Here is a 17,072-nt window from a genome sequence, read left to right as displayed (position 1 = left end):
CCATGCCCGATGGGTGCCGCGCCGGTCGATGCGGAGCGAGCGCGACACGCGCAGGCGTGGCCGCGATGCGAGCGAGCCGGCGCGGCTGTTGTGCGCGGTGCGATCGGCACTGGCGAGGCGTAGCGAACGGGCGACCCGCAGGGGTCGCCGTGACGCGAGCGAGCCGTGCCGGTCGGCTGTCATCGAGGCCGTCCCGGGACGGCGCGAGGCGCAGCGGGTGCGCAGGCGATGCGACGGCATCGCCGCGCCCGCCAGCGAGCCGGACCGGGCGGCGGTGCGCCATGCTCGATGGGTGCCGCGCCGGTCGATGCGGAGCGAGCGCGACACGCGCAGGCGTGGCCGCGATGCGAGCGAGCCGGCGCGGCTGTGATGCGCGGTGCGATCGGCACTGGCGAGGCGTAGCGTGCATCGGCAATGCGACGGCATTGCCATGCCGCGAGCGAGCCGGGCCGCTGCCGTCTATGGGCGTCATCGACCGCAAGGTCAGGCCCACGCGGCGCGATGGGGCTCGATGCCCCGGAGCGCCGCCCAGGGCGACGTAAAAAAAGGGAAGGACCCCGGTTTCCCGGAGCCCTTCCGACAGATGCGTCAGGCGCGGCGGCTGCGCGCAGGCTGCATCGGTGCCTGTTCGTTGCGACGGAAGACGTGCAGCGGGACGCCAGCGGTGCGCATCTTGCGGGCGAAGTCGATCTGGACGCCCGATCCTTCGCACACGACTGCCTCGACGGGACGCAGGCTTGCGATGCGGTCGTTGCGCAGGAACCCCGCCTTGTTGCCGTGACGACGCTCGAGCATCATGCGCACCAGCTTGACGTCGCGCGAGGACGCCCATGCTGCGGCGATGGCGTCGGCTCCCTTGTTCATCGCGGTGGTCATCAGGACCATCGAGGGGATGCGGCGCTTGATCTGGTCGAGGCGTTCGAAGAGCTGCTCGTGGTCGTGCCATTCCATGCCGCCCGAGAAGGCGACGACAGGCCCGGTCGGGTTGTGCTCTTCCCGCTTCTTGGCGGCGCGTGCGGCCAGATAGTCGGCTCCGTCGATCATCGAGGCGGTGAGCTTGGAGGAGACGCGGCTGCCGCGCACGGTCGAGAAGGGACGGCCAGTCTCGATGCGATAGACTTCGCCGGCGTGGTCGCGCATGCAGCGCATCGCCTCGGCGCACCCTTCCAGTGTCTGGCAGAGCAGCTGGGTCTCTTCGAGTTCGACAGCGTAGATCTCCGAGGGGTCGTAGCTGCGGACCAGATCGCCCAGCTTCTTGGCGGCGTCATCCTCCCGGCCCTCGATGCGCTTGGCCACCATGTGGAAGCTGTTGACGAAGCCCCATGCGAGGTCGGCGGCGAACTCCTCCATCCGGGTGTCGCGGAACACATCGAACATCGTCGAGAGCATCTGTTCGACGGCGGCTGCTGCCTGATCGGGATCGGGCATTTCCAGCTTCTCGGCTTCTCCCACGATGCTGAGCTTGGCCATCTCGCTGGCTTCGATGAAGCTGCCTTCGTAGGTCTGGCGGGTTTCGGTGTCGACGCGGCGCTCGTTGAACGCGCGGCCCATGTCGTCGAAGTTGCTGTACTTGGTCATGATAGCCTCCATGTGTTGAAAATCTCACCTTCTCTCGGTGAGGAATCTCATCCGGCATGCGGCGGTCAGGGCGGTCAGGGACGTTAACCGGGAAGCCGTGCCGCGCAGACGGCACGGACCCCGGTTAACGCTCGCGAGCGGTGGAGCCGATTTTCTCGTGCCCGAAAGCGGAGGCGCAGCCGGAGTGTCGGGTGCGTGAAAATTGGGGGACCGCTCGTCCTTGACGGCCCGCAAATCCCCGCATGCCAAACTTCCTCATCACAGAGAGAGAAAATATTATGTTGTGGCAGGCACGCCGGGTCGGACCGACGGCGGGCGACGATGGCGTGCCGCAAGGCACGGCATCGTAAAGCGGGCGCCAGAGAGCCCGGGAGGGCGAACCAGCCCGCGCCGCCCCCAAGGAGGACGCCCGGCGCAGCGAGCGGATCGTCACCCGTCAGGGCGGAGACCCCGCAGGGGGCTCCGGGAGGCCCGCCAGGGCCGAGTAGAGCCGCGTGCCCGCCCATAGGGCGGGACGCCCAACCTCTTCTTCTACGCCCTTCTCTCAACCACCATGGCAGGACCGACCGCCCGAACCGGATGCAAGGGAGCGGCGGCCGCGACAGCGGCCGCAGCCGCAGCCGGAGAGGCTGCGCGTTGGATCACGCGGTCATGGATCGTAGTCGTGGCTATCGCCGTCGTCATGGGCGTCCCCGTAATCAGGCATCTGGGTGTGACCCGGATCGTCGGGGTCGAAATTGTCATCGTGATCGTCGGTTACCGGATTGATGTGTAAATCCGGTTCGTCGTCATATCCGGTATGGCCGACAATCCGGTTCGCCGGCTCCGGCTCAACCGCGCTGTCGTCGTCGAACCAGCATTGGCGCGGGCAAAAGAGCAGCAGCCGGTCGCGATGGACGAAGGGCTTGCCGTCCATGAGGATCGGACGGGTCGCGAGACGGCGGCAGGGCTGGTTCCGGCGATCGTAGAAGCCGCATGGCACCGCGAGCGGCGTGGGGGCGACGGCATCGCCGTCGTCACTGCCGCGCGCCGGTGCCGGGATTTCGGGTTCGGGGTCCGGCGCGAACGGATCGCCGTCGAACATGTCGCGCTGGGTGGTCATGATGCCGATCCTTTTCGAGCGGAGGCGCGCGCGCAAGGCGCGATGCGTCAGCATCGCGTCGAGGGCGGCGCGCCGGTCAGAGTGAGCACGCGGCAGGGGCGGTGCCTTGCGGCACCGCCCCGTGCGGTTCGGGTCAGTAGAATTCTGCCCGGTCGGCGATGATCTCGCAGCCGTAGCGGTCGTTGCCGTCGACGTCCTGCCAGCGGGTGTAGTGGAGGCGGCCTTCGATGGCGATGAGGTCGCCTTTCTGGCGGTTGTTGGCGATCGCCTTGGCGAGGCCGTTGAAGCAGGTGACCTTGTGGTATTCGGTTTCCTTGACCGTGAAGCCGTCCTCGCCCTTGTAGGTGTGGCCGTCCTTATTCAGCTTGGGGCGATCGGTCGCCACGAAGATCGTCGCGACGCTGGTGGTGCGGTTGACCTCGCGCAGCTCGGGGGTGCGGGTGATGCGGCCGACCAGGTTCACGTTGTTCATCTCGAAGCCTCCTTGGGATGTGGCCGGCGGTTCGTCCGCCGGTGTCACCTGAGGAGCGCCGGGAGCTGGGGCGCCGCACCGCAGGGCGATCGGGACCGTCGCGCAGGCGGCGGGATCGATCGACCGGAGGGGAACCGCTTTTGCAGGGGTGGTGCGGGCAGCCGCGCAACGCGCGGCAACACGGCCCTGCCAAAGGGGTTGCGGGGTTCCGGCTCCCGGCGCAGGTGACACGAAACGGCGGATGGACCGCCGGTCGCAGCCCAAGGTTCCCGCAGGCTTCGAGATGGACAAGTCTCGTGAACCGACAGGGTCGGGTGCGTCATCCGTATCCCCGGGCGATGGAGTGCGGGGGGCAACCGGACCACCAGCGTCGCGACTCCTTGGGATGGTGGCGACAGCCCGGAGCTGAACAAGGACGGTCACATGCGGACGTGACGGCCGTGTCGAGGAAGCCGGATGCCGCAAGGGCACCTTCGGGCGGAACGCTTGCCAGGGCGATCGCCAGCAACCGCCATCCCCGGCACCGTTCCGATCGCCATCGAAGGCTGCTTTCAGGGCGCTTCCGCTGGCAGGGTGGCGATGGCTTTACAGGCCGCCGGATTGCGAGATCAGGGCCGGTTGGCGGACAGTTGCGATCCCAACCGTCGGGGCGGTGCCGCAAGGCACCGCTCCTTTCAGAGGGCGATTGTCGATGGCGATTGGATGAGAGACCCGTTAGCGACGGTCCAGAGGCTTCAGGAGCCGTGCCTGAATGGCGCGGATGATCTTTGCGAAATATCCCGGCGGGGTTCTACCGTAGAGAAAGCCGCCACTCTTGAGATCGATCACGTCGTGGCCGCGCCAGTCGAACTCATTCGCTTCGTTGAGAACGACATAGCTTTCCTGCGGGCGCGGCAAACCCATAGCGGTCGCGACAACCTCAGGGATCGCATCGGTGTCGCTATCGGGTACCTCGCCCTTGGTGGTGATGGGCGCAACGACGATGCCGGAGGCATCGGCGGCAAGGACTATAACGGGGCGTTCCTTGACGCCTTCGTCCCTGCCCGCCGCGGCGTCGGTGCTGAAGAGATAGACATAGTTGAGGATATCACCCGGGCGAGGCGGCGGTGCCGGGGGTGTCGTGGTCCCATCGATCGGCGGCAATTTCGGCGTCACTGGGAAGCGAGGCTTCAAGACGGGCCGCGAAGTCATTGGGGAAGGTTCCTTCGGAATAGACACGGCGGTTTCCATGAAGCGCAGCGAGCGCAGCTTCGGCATGTTCGAGCCACTGGGCACTGACGACGGCCGCGAACGGACGCTTGTGCTTGGTGAGAATGACAGGCCGCGTCTGGCTTTGATCGACATAGACGCCGGGAGACTTGTGAAAGTCGGTGAGGTTGACGGTGTCGTCGTCAGCGCGGGTCGCCATGATATCCTCCTGCGGTGGAAATGGCAATTATACGCATTGTGCGCGGAATAGCCAGAATGAAGACGGGGACCGCTTCGGGGGGAGCGAAGCGATCCCCGTCGAGGGAGCGAAAGGGGCGACGCATATGCGCCGCCCGTGGTCGATCAGGCGTTCTCGAGCGGCGCGGTGGACTGGCCGAGACCGTCCGGGGTCGGTTCGCTGCCGGTGTCGCTGACGCTGCTGCCATCGGCCCCGAAGGGCGGCGCGATATCCTCGTCCGACTTGATCCCGAGCGCGGACGTCACGTCGCGGCGCTTCTGGGCGCGCTGCCACACGACATTGTACGAGCCGTCGTCCTGGCGGAACGCCGAGACTTGGAGCGGCTGCGCCAGCGAGGGATCGTCGATGCGGCCGTTGAGGAAAGCTTCGCCGGTGTTGGTCGAGGTGAGTTCGAAGAAGGCCCCGACCTGCACCCACGTCCGGCTCGGGGTGAGCGCGTGGATTTCGTAGCGCGGCGCGCGCGGGTTGGCGGAATGCACCGGCTTCAGCGCGATCGTCATCGCCACTGTCAGCGTCGAAATGCGGCCCATGAAAATGCCCGCGTCGTTCTGCTTGATCGATCCGATGTTCATGTCGTGTCTCCGTGAGATTGTGCGTCTGGACCCCTTGTCCTCGACACTTTCTCCCATCCTCCTCCTCTCCCCGGCCCCTTGGCCGGGCAGGGCGCGAAAGCGCCCCTCACCGAACGCGTTCTTCACGCGGACGGTGGTGGTTCGAAGAGGGGCATTTTGGCGACTGGACTGTCGAATTGGGTAACCCTTAAGGGTTACTCACATGAAGATTGTGCTTCAGCTGCATCGTCCGGCGCCTTGATGGGGAGGATATGGAGCGGCGGAGGGATGTAGTTGGCCTGACGGAAATGCTCCATGATCGCCTCGTAGGAACCTAGTTGCGACGCTTCGTCGGCGGTCAGGACGGCCTTCTCGTCTTGTGCGGCGGTATAGACCTGTCGTGGACCTTCGCCGATCCAGATGCGGATTTCAGGTGTAAAATGCCCGTAGTTACCGTCGGACCAGCTTCTGAAAGGCAGGTCGTTATGGCAGCAAAAGTCCTCCATGTCGTCGATATCACCGCCGACCACTTCATGGGCGCGTAGGCAGAGAGGTTCTCCAGAGGGTATCTCCGTCAGCGGCCCCCCATCCCATTCAAGAGAAAGGCCGCATCGGTTGGCGGTTTCGATGAGTTCGGGCACCCGATCGGCAGGGAGTATCCCTCCGATGGTAATGGATACCGAGACGCGATCTGGCATGGTGCAGACTCCTGAGGCCAATGACTTGCCGGTCCCGTCCGAGGCTTGCGCTCCATTCGTCCAGCTGCCAGTCATCACCCTCTCATCTTCATGCTCCAGTTTCTGCCATTCACTCTGTGCTCATCGGTGAAACGAATTGAGGCGATAAACGGGTTCAACACAACGATGAATTGACTCGTCATGGATGAATGATCGAGGAACTCGTTCCCGGCAGGCAAAAAAAGGGCGATGCCGTAACGGCACCGCCCCTTTGAATTTCAGGCGTCTTCGGCAACGCGCTTGGCGCGACCGCGACCCTTGGCGACGGGCTCCTCCACCGGCGCGGTGGACTGGCCGAGACCGTCCGGGGTCGGTTCGCTGCCGGTGTCGCTGACGCTGCTGCCATCGGCCCCGAAGGGCGGCGCGATATCCTCGTCCGACTTGATCCCGAGCGCGGACGTCACGTCGCGGCGCTTCTGGGCGCGCTGCCACACGACATTGTACGAGCCGTCGTCCTGGCGGAACGCCGAGACCTGGAGCGGCTGCGCCAGCGAGGGATCGTCGATGCGGCCGTTGAGGAACGCCTCGCCGGTGTTGGTCGAGGTGAGTTCGAAGAAGGCCCCGACCTGCACCCACGTCCGGCTCGGGGTGAGCGCGTGGATTTCGTAGCGCGGCGCGCGCGGGTTGGCGGAATGCACCGGCTTCAGCGCGATCGTCATCGCCACTGCCAGCGTCGAAATGCGGCCCATGAAAATGCCCGCGTCGTTCTGCTTGATCGATCCGATGTTCATGTCGTGTCTCCGTGAGATTGTGCGTCTGGACCCCTTGTCCTCGACACTTTCTCCCATCCTCCTCCTCTCCCCGGCCCCTTGGCCGGGCAGGGCGCGAAAGCGCCCCTCACCGAACGCGTTCTTCACGCGGACGGTGGTGCGATCCGGCCATGCCGGGGAGAGTTTCAGTTGGGCAGATGTCCTGCGATCAGCGCGCTATCTGCCGGGTCAAGGCAGTGCCGATATCGGCATGCGCGGCGACAAGGGCGCCGATCGCGCGCGAAACGACAGCGCTCGCTTCGTCGTCGGGCGTCATGCACCAGCGTTTGCCTGCGTGTCGGATGTCGATCAGTCGATCGGTCCGGTTGTCTATGCCGAACGTATAGCCGTCGCGCTCGCTGACGCCCGCAACCGTGACGTCGGTGGTTTTCTGCATGACAGCGACGATGGGCGGGATCGCGGGCGTCAGCGTCACGATGTCGACGATTTCGGCAGGTGGGACCTTCGCGGGTGCAGGCGGCTTGCCGAGACGGGGCATCGCAGGGATGGGCACCAGGCCATTTACGGCGTCCTGGGCCATGTCCGCTGCCATCGCGGTTGCCATAAAGATCGCGGTGCGCGCGAGATCGTGAGCGATGGCCTCGCGATGCGCGTCGGAGAGCGTCGGCAAAAGATGGCAGAGTTTGGTGTCGAGCGCGAAGGCGACGGGTTCGGCATTGGGATCGATGCACATGGGTCATGACCTTTCGGCAGAGATCCGGACCCCATGTCCGGATTGCCGATCCGCTCCCCCTTCCCTGCCGGCGCAGCCGGTTCCGGCATCGTTCGACGATGCCGGGGCGACGATAAGGGTCAGCCAGAGGGATGTGTGGGATGTTCGAGCGGAGGATGCTCGGACAGATGCCTGCGGGCCGTCGCGAGCTTGCGCAGCGTCGAGGCGAGAAAGAGTCCGTGCGACGTCTGGGGATCGACCAGTCCGGCGCGTTTGTTGAGCCGCGTCTCGTGATGTCGGATCGCGTCGACTGCGACCATGATGTCGTCGAGCGTCAGTGCGACGACCGTGCAGGTGACAGGCAAGGGCACGTTGCGCAGCGCGAAGGCGAGAAAATGGGGTGCGACCGGCAAATGGTGGGCGAGTGCCAGTTCGACGGCGTGTCGCAGCTGGTCCCTGTCGTGTACCAGTTCTTCGAGCAGCCGCGACGCCGGCATCGCGGGAACCGCGCGGAACGCGCCATGTTCGAGCGTGATGGCGATGGGATCGCTCGAGGCGAGACCGATGACATGCTCGGAAAGGATGGCGATGACATCGCCCTCCTCGATGCAGGGTGTGTCGAGGCAGGCGTCATACGCCGCTTCGCTGCTGTCGTAATAATGGACGCGGTACATGGCGCTGTTCCTTTCGAGCTGGGAGGGATCAGGCGTAGCGGGGGCGCTCGGCGGGAAAGCGCGCGGGCGGCAGTCCGGAAAAAACGAAGGCCCGATAGCGTCCGCCGCTATAGGTGACCGAGCTGACCGGCGTGCGATGGCGCTGGAGGCGTGCGAGAAGGCGGTTGGCGCGGTGCATCGCGTCGATCGCGGTCCGTTCGTCGAAATGGAGCGCGATCGCGCGGACGAAAGTGCCGGTATCGTAGAACCAACCGCCCTCTTCAGGGCCGCCATAGGCGCGATCGATCTCGTAGAAGGCAAGGATGCTGCGCATGGGGGACTCCGTTGTTGCCGGGGCTGGAATTCATCCCCGATCCAAGTCCCTCGCTTCCCTCTTCCTTCGGTCAGGCGTCCGATGGTGCCGTCGTGGGGACGGTCATGACGCATCGGTCCGTTGGCGACGTATCGCAGCCTCGGCATGGAGACTGTCAACCAGATCGTTGCGGTCCGAGCGGATCTCGCTGTCGGGATCGGCGATGACCGCTGCGGCGCGGTCGAGCAGGTCGGCAAGGTCGCGATCCTTCCTGCCGCCATCGGGCCGTGTCGGGTGCGCAGCTTCTTCCCCGGCCTTGTCGAGCGAGAGGACCAGGATCGTTGGCTTGCGGGCCTCGTCGAGAGAGCGGCTATCGGCGACGAAGCGTCCGCCGCGGGTTATCGCAAAGGCGTTGAACGTCGGCGAGACCCCGCCGTCGGCGTTGGGAATATGGGTGCCGCGGTCGTGGAACTGGATGTCGATGAACCGGGGCGGTCCGCCGTAAGTCTTTTCGAGAAAGCAGAAGGTGACGCGGCGACCCTCGCTTGTTCTTGCGGTGATGGTGAACGCCCCGTCGGGGACGTCGATCGCCTTGTGCGGGACATCGTTGAACCCGGCAAAGCCGATGGCGAGGGCATCGGCCCGGCTCATGACGGGGAGATCGGTAATATCGGCCATGGGAAGCGGTCCTTGCTGGGGTCAGGCGGCGCGCTTGACGTCGATGAGGTCGGCAAAGCGCGCGCGAACGGCGTTTGCGGTCGGGTAAAGGTTGGAGAGATCGTGGCGCGCCAGGATCGGTGCCCGTGACGCCGCGATGATCGCGGCCTCGTCATGGGTCGGAATGCGGGGCGGCCAGCCCCTGACGTAGCGCAGTTCGGGCGGCATCGCGGCTTCGAGGCGGCGACGCTCGGCGGCGTCGGCCTTGGCCGTGCCGATCCGTCGCGCGAGATCGTCGGGTAGCAGGCGCGGATCTGTGTCCGCGAGCCACCGGCCAGGCTGAAAGGAAAAGGTCGAACTCGCTTCGAGATCGACCAGATGCAGAAGCGCGTCGCGATTGGCCGGCGCCGATGCTGACGCTCTGGCGTCGGCGAGCGACTGGAGAACGCAGAAGCGGCAGGAAAGGCGCGAACTGCCATGGCAGGTATAGGCGATGTGGAGCGGGATATGCAGCGTGGCGTGGGCAGCCAGCACTTGCGGCGTCGTCCAGTGCGTCAGCGGGTTCCACAGCATCATGCGGGTGCCGTGGGGATTGCCCGCCGGCGCGTAGCGAGGATCGGGTTTCCATTCGGGCGTGCGAGCGCGAGCGGGACTTTCGTCGCGCCGAAGACCCAGGACATTTACGATGGTCGCGCCGCGGAGGGTTCGTGCGAGGTGCGGCCCGATGACATGGGCTTTCATCTCGGATGTGCAGAACCGAAGCGCCGAGGAAGACCAGGGGCCTATCAGATTGTAGGTTTCGAGCGCCTCGTAGCGCGCCTTGCCGTTGGCAAAGCGCTTGGCCCAGCGATCGAACAGATCACCCGCAGCGCGGCGGACGATCGTGAGGGGCAGACCTGCCAGAGCGGCAAGATCCTCAACCGTCGCCGGGGTCTCGTCCCATTCGGCGCGGCCGAGATCGGCATGGAGGGCAAGGCGACGTTCACGGGGGTGACCGAGTGCGTCGAGCAGCGGGTTGACCGTGAACATCGCGGCCGAGCTGTCCTTGCCGCCCGAAAGGTTGAACACGACCCATGCGCCTGCTGCGATGGCCTCGAGCATGGCGGGAGGCAGTGCGATCGCGGGCAGACCGGATATGCGATGCGATGTATCGGTGTCGAGCATGGCCGATCAGGCCGCGAGGTTTTGCGGAAGTGCCATCCAGTCGAATTCTTCGAATGGCACGTTTTCCCAGGATGCGGCGCGCGAGGGATGATAGACGCTCGCGTGGCAGAGCAATCCGAGACTTTGGGTCACATCGTTCCAGAAGCCGATATCGCCGCTCGAGGGATCGCGAACGGCGAGCACGACGCCATCGACGCCACTGTCTGCCCCCGCTTCGATGCGGTGCAGTGCGCGCTCGAGGATCGTCTGGGTCGAATGGAAGCGGACGCCGTCCCCTGTGACGACGACACACCCTCCGGCAAATTCGCCGGGACGAAGCCGGTCGCAGTCCGACACCCAGGCAAAGCCGCAGGGAAGCGCGGATTTGCATGCTGCCAGGAGCAGGTTGGCGACCTGTTCGACGCCGAACTGTTCGCCGCTGAACGTGACTTGTGCGTCGTTGGCGTCGTTCGACCGGATGTCGATGGCGCAGTCGAGACAGGGGAAGCCAGGATCGGGAAAGATCGCGAGGAAGGTTCCGAACTTCGAGGCGCCTTCGGGGGGGAAGACAGCCCGAAATGCCGGATCGAGGGCGTCATATTGCCGCGCAAGATCCTCGTCCTCGCCGCCTGTGTCGAGAATCCCGCAGGCTTGCTCGGCGACGCGAAGGAGCATGGCGTCGGCATGGCTCATGAGGATGGTGAAGGCGGCTTTGGTGTAAGTGTTCGCCATGATGCTGATCTCCGTCCGGGTTGGGAACAGGCGCGGTCAGGCGCTTTCGACGTCGGACAGACGCGCGCGTGCGGCCGCGGCCTCGTCCGGGAAGGCGCCTGCAAGGTTGGTGTGGAGGGTCTCGAAATCGGGGACCGGGAAGCGCCCGTCGGGACGCGGGCGAGTGATGAGCAGGGCGCTCACGACCGCGGCGGTGGAATCGGGATGCACGATCCGGGGGGTTTCGCCGTCATGGATGACAGGCGCGCTGAAGCCGGCTTCGAGCCAGGTGCCAAGGCCCTCCTCGACCTGTTCGGCATAGGCACAGACGGCCTCGTCGGTCTCGTCGTCGATGTGCAGGACGAGCGTGACGTAGCGGCCGAAATCGTGGGCGTTTGACAGGGCAGCGAGACGGCAGCCGGGAGGCGGCGCGCCGTAGCGCGCGATCAGCGCGCATTTGTAGGTTGCGATTTCGAGGCGGTTGAGCGCGTCGAAGTCGGGCGATTGGCCAAGCTGCGCGCAATCCTCGTTGGTGGGACCGGCACCGAGGTCGATGACATGGGGCATGGGGTTCTCCGTCGATCGCTATTGATCGATCGCGCCCATCCCCCTCACCTTCTGCCCGGAGGCTCAGTCGCCAAAGAGGCGCCGCTTCATCGCGATCTGCGCCGGTCCATCCTTTGCGCCGAGCGTTTTCAGCCGGTCGGTTTCGAGAATGCGGCCAAGGTCGGCAGGAAGCCGCGCCCAGCGTGACGCGATCGCGATGGCGTCGGAAGCCGATTTCAGCTCGCCAGGTTCCGTCCCGTGCCAGACAATCGTGTCATCCTCGCCATCGAGATGGGGATGCCGTCGTAGAACCTGAACGAAGAAACTGTTCAATGGCCGGTCCCAACCGATGCTGACGCTGATATCGGGTTCGATGCCGGTAAAATCGTGACGGCTCATGTCGCGTCTCCTTGGAAGGTCAATTCCTGACGAATGTTTCCGCCTCACGCCGCAGAATGCCGGGTGACGAAAACCGATCCTGTGTCGTGCCGTTCACGCCTTGGGACAGGCGATCGCGAATGACGTCGCTTCGGCGTGGATAGGCAAGTCGAGGCAGGTCCTGGCCTGTTCGGCGCGCGTCACGGGTCAACTCGAAGCAATAGGTAAATAGCGGGCTTTGCCGATCGCGCGTGAGGATGCCGCGGTTGGTCAGGCGGGTGAGCCAGTCGGCGGGATGTTCGCCGGACATGGGCGCAGGCGCGCCAAGATCCACAAGGTGGGCGATTGCGCCGCCATGTCCTGAATCGAGTGAGCGGATTTTGGAGAGGGCGCGCCCGGATATCGTTTGCCCCGCGAGGCGCAGGACAGTCCTCGGCCTCGTTGTGCCCCGATAGGCCCCGGAGAGAGCGGCATAGACGACGCCGCAATGACCGAAGGCAGGGTCGGAAAAGCTGACGACGGCATCGATGGCAGGTTTGGCCTGGCGCAACAACCTGAAGGCACGGGCTGTAAAGAAGCTCTCGCCGTTGGCTGCGACACTGGGCAGGCACAGGAGACGCTGAAGGACGCAGCCGCGTGCAGCATCGGCATAGCCGGTGTGCCGGCAAATCACCGCGTTGCTCGCGGGTACGCCGAAGACGATCAGACCCACGAGCGAGGAACGCCCCGCGGCGCCCGGGCCGAACAGGCCGCACGCCAGCTGGGCGGCGGGATAGCGTGGCAGGTAATGATGATCGGCGAGGAACGCCCTGGCGATCTCGTGGCTGACGACATCGACGGCATAGCGCGACGGCTCGATCACCGTGTCGTTCGAGACGAAGAGGCTGCGCCGGTCGCGCCAGCGTTGTGAACGGGTGGTGAGCATGGGATCGTCCTTGGGCCCTGGAGCGTGTCAGGCAACGTAGCGCGGCGTCTCGGGCCGCCGGCTGTGCCAGATGTCGGCGGCCCAGCCCTCGACCCAGGCATCTGTTATCGCGTCATGGTCGAGCTCGCCGGTTTCTATAAGGTCGCGGATTTCCGCCCGCGCCTGCGCGATGGCTTGTTCCCAGGGATCGAGCGGCGGGGGCCGGACCGGGATGTCTGCGGCCTCGGTCAAGAAGCGCGGGGGTTCGAGCAGGCGCGCGCATTGGGTTCGATACCAGCGGTCCATGAAGTCGGCTGCAAGCCGGTCCGTCTTGGAGATGCGATGCCGCAGGGCATGCCTTCGAGCCGCGATGCCCCATCCCTGGCTGTCGATCGAGGCAATCCAGCGTGCGAAGGGCGCAAGATAAGGCAGAGCGTCGCCCTTGACCCCGAAGAGATGTGCCTTCGTCCCGATGGGCAGGATATGGGTGAGCCGCTCGACGACGGCGATCAGTCCCTGAGGTCCGTGGGTCGGCCGACGGCACATGCTGCCGATACCGATGACCGAGCCGGGAAGGACGATCGCGTCGATGGAATCGAGCGATCGGGCATAATCGTCGGGCTCGCGGCCCTGGATCACCGGCATGAACCGTTGGCGGATGCCGAGATCGCCGGCGCGTGCGAAGCATTCGCGGTTGGTCGCGGCAGTGCGCGCGACGCGGTCGAGAACCTCTTCCCGGTCATGGGCGACTTCGTGCTCGCAGCAGTAATCGACCGACGATATGCGCCGAAAGGGATAGGATGCGGCCAGGGTCATATAATCGGCGATCGACCATGGCAGGCCGCGGTAGCGCACCATCATGGTGTAGCCTGCGGAATCGAGGTCGAGACTTGCGAGGTCTCTCGCATTGGCGAGGGTCCCGGTTCGCCATCCGGACCATTGCCGCCAACCATCGGCCTTGCGCCAGCGCGACAGGCAATTGGCTGAGATCAGAACGGGCGCGCACAGCGCGGCAGCGCGCGCCAGAAGCGGGCCGTTCGCCAGATGGGGGAGGCCAAGGACGATTTCGATCGTCACAGATCCTCCCGCAGCATGAGCGTCAGCACGCGGCGCGTGATGCGCGCGTCGGCGGGGTCCTGCGAACCATATTCGAGGTGTTCGTCATAATAGTCGATCGAGAAGAAGACGCGGACGTCGCCAACGGTAAACTCGCCGCGATTGCGCTCCTTGTCGCGGGGGTCGAACGTGCAGCGGCGCAGGGCCTGGAGGAGATGGGCCTGCGCGATCGCCTCGGATGCAGGCGTATCGCCGGCAAGAGCGCCGAGGCAGGTGCGGGTGACGACGATGCGGGCGGTGCGATCGAGGCCTTGGCGGCAACGGTCGTTGAGGCGGCCTATGGTGTCGATGCGCGTATCGGTGGCGGCGCAGATCATGATCGATCCTTCCGTTTGCAGGGTTGGTTTTGCGAAATGCGGTCAGGCGGCGATCGCGTGCGCGGGTCCGCGGCCTCGTTGTGGGAAAGCGGCATGGAAGCGATCGAGCCAGTCGGTCATCGTCGGTCGCTCGCCGATGGGTATCTGGCCCGCAACGTCCTGGAACCGGATGAGGTCTGTCGGCGCGTCGCGCACGATGCGGTCGATTTCATCCGGCGGAAGCAGCTGCTCGTTCCGAATGAAGAGCGTCATCGAGCCGGGCCGCGCCCGGGTCGTTCTGCGCCACAGGCCCTCGACGGTATGCAGTCGTGGCGCGGCGCGCGCCTCGACCAGAACGATGAGGCGCAGGCACCATGCGGGGAGCGCTCGGATTTCCTCGGGCCGGTTGGCGATGCACAACCAGCAGGCCGACTTGGGGGGCACGGGCAGGCCTTCGGCGACGATGCGGGCGGTGCAGTCTGCCCGATCCCAGTTCCAGCGGCGCAGGGGGTAATCGCACCGATAGAGGGGATCGTCGATCGAGAGCGCATGATTGGCGCGCGCAGTGTCGCGGGGTCCGGCATCGTAGCCGATGAGGCGTATGACCCGCTGACCCCTGCTCCATGCCTCGATCGCCGGTTGCCAGGTCTTGAGGAACGCGTCCTGCGGCGCTTTCTTGTATTTGAGGCTGCAACTGGAGCCGCCGAGCGATTTGCTCGGCAGCGTCGCGTTGGTCAGGCACATTTCCAGGATGCCGTAATAGGGCGGCCAGTGCTTGAACCGTTTTGGCGTGTACGAGACGATCTCGTGCCGGATGCCCCGGTCGCGCATCCAGGGGCCGATGACGTCGAGATAGGCGTATGTTTCCGGTTTCTCGTTCCCGGTGTCGGCTGTCAGCACGAGGTCGGGAGTTGCCCCGCGGGCATGCAGCTCGAGAAGCAGCGCAGTGCTGTCCACGCCGATGCCGTAAGCGAGGACCACCGGAGGCCCCGGGATGGGCATTGTCATGACGATTCCTCCGGCTCGAGATAGCTGTCGAATGGGGGACCGACCGCCTCGATCCAGGTGCCTTCGCGATCGAGTTCGGCGATGCGCGCTTGCAGGGCCGCCTTGAGTGCGTCGGGGTCGAGATCCTCGCCCTTGGCGTCGCTCGACACAGTGCTGAACGCGATCGTGAACGCGTGATTGTAGCGCGCCATTTCAGGCGACCTCGGGATCAGACGTCCCGGATGCGCGGGGCGCGATGGCGATGTCGAGCCGGTTGCGGCTCATGACGATGGTGACGGTGCGGTCCTCGGGAAGAAGGTGACGATGGTTGAAAAGCCGCGCGCGGATACTGTTTTCGAGCGCCGCGTCGTCGCCTTCGAGCAGACCGATGATGCGTTCGGCCGCGTCGGCGCGAAATCGCTCCTGCTGGGTCTCGTAGCTGTCCGCGTCGCTGTCTTCGCTGGCGTAGAAAATGGCATTTTCAAACAGATCGGCAACGTCCTGCGCGGTCATGGCGGTGCCGCGGCGAACGAAGATGCGGGTTTCCTCGACAGAGTTGCAGGAGAACTGGTCTGGCGCGAACGCGACATCGGCTGCGCATTCCACGGTGGCGAGGACGCCGGCTTGACCGATCGTCGCTAAAAGCGTGATTGCCTCGACAAATCCGTCCTCGGCTTCGATCGGCGCTTCCTTGCTGTCGGAGATCGTGAAGGTGCGGTCGCCCTGCGTGACGCGGAAGACAACGTCCTCGACGCGCGAGAGACGGTCGTACCAGCCATAGCCGGTGAAGGCGTCCTGGGCTTCGACCAGCGGTCCGCCGAAGGGGTTTTGCGCCGCGACCGCAGATTGCACCGGTTGGGCGACCAGCGCGTCGAAGTCGGGCATCAGGACCATGGCGGGATCGGTTTCGCGCATGCCCGTTTCGTAATTGCGGCTGCTGTCGGCCGCGGGCGCGGACCAGGTAAAGAGATACGGTGCCGCTTCGGGGAGAGTAACACCCATGTCTCTTGCGGCGCGCCAGTCGTGAAACGAGAGCCGGTGCCTGTCCTGCGCGGCGATCGCCCGGAAGATGGCGACGTGGACGGCGTGCCGCAGGTCGGCGATGGCGGCGTTCTCGACCACTTCCTTGCGTGCGGGAAGCACGAGCTGGATCTGCGGCGCATCGAAAATGTCGACCTTGGCGATCCAGTGCCCGCCGCGATCGACCTCCTGGACGAAAGGCAGGGCGCAGGGAATGGTGACGCCGTGGAAGTTGAGGCGGTGATCGCGCGAGGAATAGTGGGAGGGATTTTTCCGGAAGACACCGATCCGGGTGCCGTTCCATTCCTCGACATGATCGGCGTCGGCGAGCCAGTCTTCGTAGGGAAGGGCCTCTCCATCGAGGAGCACGGCAACCGGATAATGTTTCGCGGCGCGCGTAATGTCGTCGCGCAGGGTGCGGACCCACTCGCCCGGCACGCAGACGGTGATGGCGGTCCCGCAGGCGATAGGATCGGACGTGATCGCGATCGGGCGGCTCGTTTCCCAGGCAGTGGCCGGGATGTGCGCCATCCAGCCCTGGCGATCGGGCCGCGAGTAGGAACGAATAATGACATTCCGCCCGGCGAGGCTGAAGACGCCCATCCCGGCGGGATCTTCGGCGCGGCGGGTCTCGTCGGACCATCCCGATCGACCCAGTGTCACGATCGAGGCGGGGTCGGCAATGCCGTGACCGTCGTCGACGACATGGAGGAAAGTGTCGGCGCCCGATGTCTGGATCGACACCGATACGCACTGCGCACCGGCACGGCGGGCATTCTGGAACAGTTCGTTGATGACGTCGAAGGCGGTGTTGTTGAACAGCCGCGTCACCTTGGAGATGGTCTCGGGTGCGACGGCGGTTGCGATGGTGGCTGGGATCATGGGGACGCTCCTCGTGGCTGGCGCGCTTCTTCACGCCTCCCCGCTCGTTCCCTCTCCCCTCTCCTGATCGCCGGGGAGCGTCTGCTCTTGCAGGAATGTCCCGCGCCCGCCTCGAAAAGCCCCGACCACGGTGCCGCCGTCCCAGTGACCCCCAAGA

The 17,072-nt window shown here is 65.4% G+C and carries 23 protein-coding genes; 1 reads left to right on the top strand and 22 read right to left on the bottom strand.

What is annotated here, in order from left to right; translation table 11 throughout:
• The coding region (locus tag ACAX61_RS17365) for a hypothetical protein (RefSeq protein ID WP_370715956.1) at positions 1–370 on the top strand (370 nt) is incomplete at its 5' end.
• A 218-nt stretch (positions 371–588) separates the two neighbouring features.
• Here ACAX61_RS17365 and ACAX61_RS17360 read toward each other — a convergent pair.
• The 22 genes from ACAX61_RS17360 to ACAX61_RS17255 form a co-directional block, all read right to left on the bottom strand.
• Positions 589–1,578, bottom strand: a complete 990-nt coding sequence (locus ACAX61_RS17360; RefSeq protein WP_069336083.1) for an SLOG family protein — start codon at positions 1,576–1,578, stop codon at positions 589–591.
• 649 nt (positions 1,579–2,227) lie between these two features.
• Positions 2,228–2,680, bottom strand: coding sequence for a hypothetical protein (locus ACAX61_RS17355; RefSeq protein ID WP_069336082.1), 453 nt, complete (start codon positions 2,678–2,680; stop codon positions 2,228–2,230).
• Between the two features lie 133 nt (positions 2,681–2,813).
• Positions 2,814–3,152, bottom strand: a complete 339-nt coding sequence (locus ACAX61_RS17350) for a single-stranded DNA-binding protein (protein WP_069336081.1) — start codon at positions 3,150–3,152, stop codon at positions 2,814–2,816.
• Between the two features lie 714 nt (positions 3,153–3,866).
• Entirely contained in the window at positions 3,867–4,307 is a 441-nt protein-coding gene (locus ACAX61_RS17345) for a hypothetical protein (protein WP_278988084.1), read from the bottom strand.
• Positions 4,240–4,560 (bottom strand): type II toxin-antitoxin system Phd/YefM family antitoxin, encoded by a 321-nt coding sequence (locus tag ACAX61_RS17340; RefSeq protein WP_069336079.1) that lies wholly within the window; start codon positions 4,558–4,560, stop codon positions 4,240–4,242. The genes ACAX61_RS17345 and ACAX61_RS17340 overlap by 68 nt, the downstream gene beginning before the upstream one ends.
• A gap of 143 nt (positions 4,561–4,703) precedes the next feature.
• Positions 4,704–5,171, bottom strand: a complete 468-nt coding sequence (locus tag ACAX61_RS17335) for a DUF736 domain-containing protein (RefSeq protein ID WP_099234220.1) — start codon at positions 5,169–5,171, stop codon at positions 4,704–4,706.
• A 194-nt stretch (positions 5,172–5,365) separates the two neighbouring features.
• Positions 5,366–5,848, bottom strand: coding sequence for a hypothetical protein (locus ACAX61_RS17330; RefSeq protein ID WP_069338175.1), 483 nt, complete (start codon positions 5,846–5,848; stop codon positions 5,366–5,368).
• Between the two features lie 257 nt (positions 5,849–6,105).
• A complete protein-coding gene (locus tag ACAX61_RS17325; protein WP_099234222.1) occupies positions 6,106–6,618 on the bottom strand; it encodes a DUF736 domain-containing protein in 513 nt (170 codons plus the stop codon).
• A gap of 187 nt (positions 6,619–6,805) precedes the next feature.
• A complete protein-coding gene (locus ACAX61_RS17320) occupies positions 6,806–7,330 on the bottom strand; it encodes a hypothetical protein (protein ID WP_037444040.1) in 525 nt (174 codons plus the stop codon).
• A gap of 119 nt (positions 7,331–7,449) precedes the next feature.
• A complete protein-coding gene (locus tag ACAX61_RS17315) occupies positions 7,450–7,983 on the bottom strand; it encodes a hypothetical protein (protein WP_037444036.1) in 534 nt (177 codons plus the stop codon).
• 28 nt (positions 7,984–8,011) lie between these two features.
• On the bottom strand, positions 8,012–8,296 hold the full coding sequence (locus tag ACAX61_RS17310; RefSeq protein ID WP_037444033.1) for a DEAD/DEAH box helicase family protein: 285 nt from the start codon (positions 8,294–8,296) through the stop codon (positions 8,012–8,014).
• A gap of 102 nt (positions 8,297–8,398) precedes the next feature.
• Positions 8,399–8,953: a hypothetical protein gene (locus ACAX61_RS17305; RefSeq protein WP_037444031.1), complete on the bottom strand. Its 555-nt coding sequence runs from the start codon at positions 8,951–8,953 to the stop codon at positions 8,399–8,401.
• A gap of 21 nt (positions 8,954–8,974) precedes the next feature.
• A complete protein-coding gene (locus tag ACAX61_RS17300; RefSeq protein WP_318276739.1) occupies positions 8,975–10,033 on the bottom strand; it encodes a phosphoadenosine phosphosulfate reductase domain-containing protein in 1,059 nt (352 codons plus the stop codon).
• A 69-nt stretch (positions 10,034–10,102) separates the two neighbouring features.
• A complete protein-coding gene (locus tag ACAX61_RS17295) occupies positions 10,103–10,807 on the bottom strand; it encodes a hypothetical protein (RefSeq protein WP_370715955.1) in 705 nt (234 codons plus the stop codon).
• A gap of 36 nt (positions 10,808–10,843) precedes the next feature.
• Positions 10,844–11,353, bottom strand: a complete 510-nt coding sequence (locus ACAX61_RS17290) for a hypothetical protein (RefSeq protein WP_069336076.1) — start codon at positions 11,351–11,353, stop codon at positions 10,844–10,846.
• Between the two features lie 63 nt (positions 11,354–11,416).
• Positions 11,417–11,731 (bottom strand): hypothetical protein, encoded by a 315-nt coding sequence (locus ACAX61_RS17285; protein WP_069336075.1) that lies wholly within the window; start codon positions 11,729–11,731, stop codon positions 11,417–11,419.
• 19 nt (positions 11,732–11,750) lie between these two features.
• Positions 11,751–12,635 (bottom strand): Mom family adenine methylcarbamoylation protein, encoded by an 885-nt coding sequence (locus tag ACAX61_RS17280; protein ID WP_234792002.1) that lies wholly within the window; start codon positions 12,633–12,635, stop codon positions 11,751–11,753.
• A 27-nt stretch (positions 12,636–12,662) separates the two neighbouring features.
• Positions 12,663–13,691, bottom strand: coding sequence for a deazapurine DNA modification protein DpdA family protein (locus ACAX61_RS17275; RefSeq protein WP_069336074.1), 1,029 nt, complete (start codon positions 13,689–13,691; stop codon positions 12,663–12,665).
• On the bottom strand, positions 13,688–14,047 hold the full coding sequence (locus tag ACAX61_RS17270; protein WP_069336073.1) for a DUF3768 domain-containing protein: 360 nt from the start codon (positions 14,045–14,047) through the stop codon (positions 13,688–13,690). The genes ACAX61_RS17275 and ACAX61_RS17270 overlap by 4 nt, the downstream gene beginning before the upstream one ends.
• Positions 14,048–14,089: 42 nt before the next feature.
• Positions 14,090–15,034 carry a hypothetical protein gene (locus tag ACAX61_RS17265; protein WP_279606825.1) on the bottom strand — a complete coding sequence of 315 codons (945 nt, stop codon included), beginning with the start codon at positions 15,032–15,034 and terminating at the stop codon, positions 14,090–14,092.
• Complete coding sequence (locus tag ACAX61_RS17260; protein ID WP_063976906.1) at positions 15,031–15,225, bottom strand: hypothetical protein; 195 nt, start codon at positions 15,223–15,225, stop codon at positions 15,031–15,033. The genes ACAX61_RS17265 and ACAX61_RS17260 overlap by 4 nt, the downstream gene beginning before the upstream one ends.
• Before the next feature lies 1 nt (position 15,226).
• Positions 15,227–16,915: an ATP-binding protein gene (locus ACAX61_RS17255; RefSeq protein ID WP_063976905.1), complete on the bottom strand. Its 1,689-nt coding sequence runs from the start codon at positions 16,913–16,915 to the stop codon at positions 15,227–15,229.
• Positions 16,916–17,072 lie beyond the last annotated feature (157 nt).

Origin of the sequence: Sphingomonas sp. IW22 (assembly GCF_041321155.1) — a bacterium.
Classification (GTDB): Bacteria; Pseudomonadota; Alphaproteobacteria; order Sphingomonadales; family Sphingomonadaceae; genus Sphingomonas.
The sequence above is the reverse complement of the archived record's forward strand: the minus strand, read 5'-3'. Positions and strand labels throughout refer to the sequence as shown.

Excerpts from the sequence above, each read along its gene's own strand:
- ACAX61_RS17360 (WP_069336083.1), bottom strand. The coding sequence starts at position 1,578 with ATGACCAAGTACAGCAACTTCGACGACATGGGCCGCGCGTTCAACGAG.
- ACAX61_RS17355 (WP_069336082.1), bottom strand. The coding sequence starts at position 2,680 with ATGACCACCCAGCGCGACATGTTCGACGGCGATCCGTTCGCGCCGGAC.
- ACAX61_RS17350 (WP_069336081.1), bottom strand. The coding sequence starts at position 3,152 with ATGAACAACGTGAACCTGGTCGGCCGCATCACCCGCACCCCCGAGCTG.
- ACAX61_RS17340 (WP_069336079.1), bottom strand. The coding sequence starts at position 4,560 with ATGGCGACCCGCGCTGACGACGACACCGTCAACCTCACCGACTTTCAC.
- ACAX61_RS17335 (WP_099234220.1), bottom strand. The coding sequence starts at position 5,171 with ATGAACATCGGATCGATCAAGCAGAACGACGCGGGCATTTTCATGGGC.
- ACAX61_RS17330 (WP_069338175.1), bottom strand. The coding sequence starts at position 5,848 with ATGCCAGATCGCGTCTCGGTATCCATTACCATCGGAGGGATACTCCCT.
- ACAX61_RS17325 (WP_099234222.1), bottom strand. The coding sequence starts at position 6,618 with ATGAACATCGGATCGATCAAGCAGAACGACGCGGGCATTTTCATGGGC.
- ACAX61_RS17320 (WP_037444040.1), bottom strand. The coding sequence starts at position 7,330 with ATGTGCATCGATCCCAATGCCGAACCCGTCGCCTTCGCGCTCGACACC.
- ACAX61_RS17315 (WP_037444036.1), bottom strand. The coding sequence starts at position 7,983 with ATGTACCGCGTCCATTATTACGACAGCAGCGAAGCGGCGTATGACGCC.
- ACAX61_RS17310 (WP_037444033.1), bottom strand. The coding sequence starts at position 8,296 with ATGCGCAGCATCCTTGCCTTCTACGAGATCGATCGCGCCTATGGCGGC.
- ACAX61_RS17305 (WP_037444031.1), bottom strand. The coding sequence starts at position 8,953 with ATGGCCGATATTACCGATCTCCCCGTCATGAGCCGGGCCGATGCCCTC.
- ACAX61_RS17300 (WP_318276739.1), bottom strand. The coding sequence starts at position 10,033 with ATGCTCGAGGCCATCGCAGCAGGCGCATGGGTCGTGTTCAACCTTTCG.
- ACAX61_RS17295 (WP_370715955.1), bottom strand. The coding sequence starts at position 10,807 with ATGGCGAACACTTACACCAAAGCCGCCTTCACCATCCTCATGAGCCAT.
- ACAX61_RS17290 (WP_069336076.1), bottom strand. The coding sequence starts at position 11,353 with ATGCCCCATGTCATCGACCTCGGTGCCGGTCCCACCAACGAGGATTGC.
- ACAX61_RS17285 (WP_069336075.1), bottom strand. The coding sequence starts at position 11,731 with ATGAGCCGTCACGATTTTACCGGCATCGAACCCGATATCAGCGTCAGC.
- ACAX61_RS17280 (WP_234792002.1), bottom strand. The coding sequence starts at position 12,635 with ATGCTCACCACCCGTTCACAACGCTGGCGCGACCGGCGCAGCCTCTTC.
- ACAX61_RS17270 (WP_069336073.1), bottom strand. The coding sequence starts at position 14,047 with ATGATCTGCGCCGCCACCGATACGCGCATCGACACCATAGGCCGCCTC.
- ACAX61_RS17265 (WP_279606825.1), bottom strand. The coding sequence starts at position 15,034 with ATGACAATGCCCATCCCGGGGCCTCCGGTGGTCCTCGCTTACGGCATC.
- ACAX61_RS17260 (WP_063976906.1), bottom strand. The coding sequence starts at position 15,225 with ATGGCGCGCTACAATCACGCGTTCACGATCGCGTTCAGCACTGTGTCG.
- ACAX61_RS17255 (WP_063976905.1), bottom strand. The coding sequence starts at position 16,915 with ATGATCCCAGCCACCATCGCAACCGCCGTCGCACCCGAGACCATCTCC.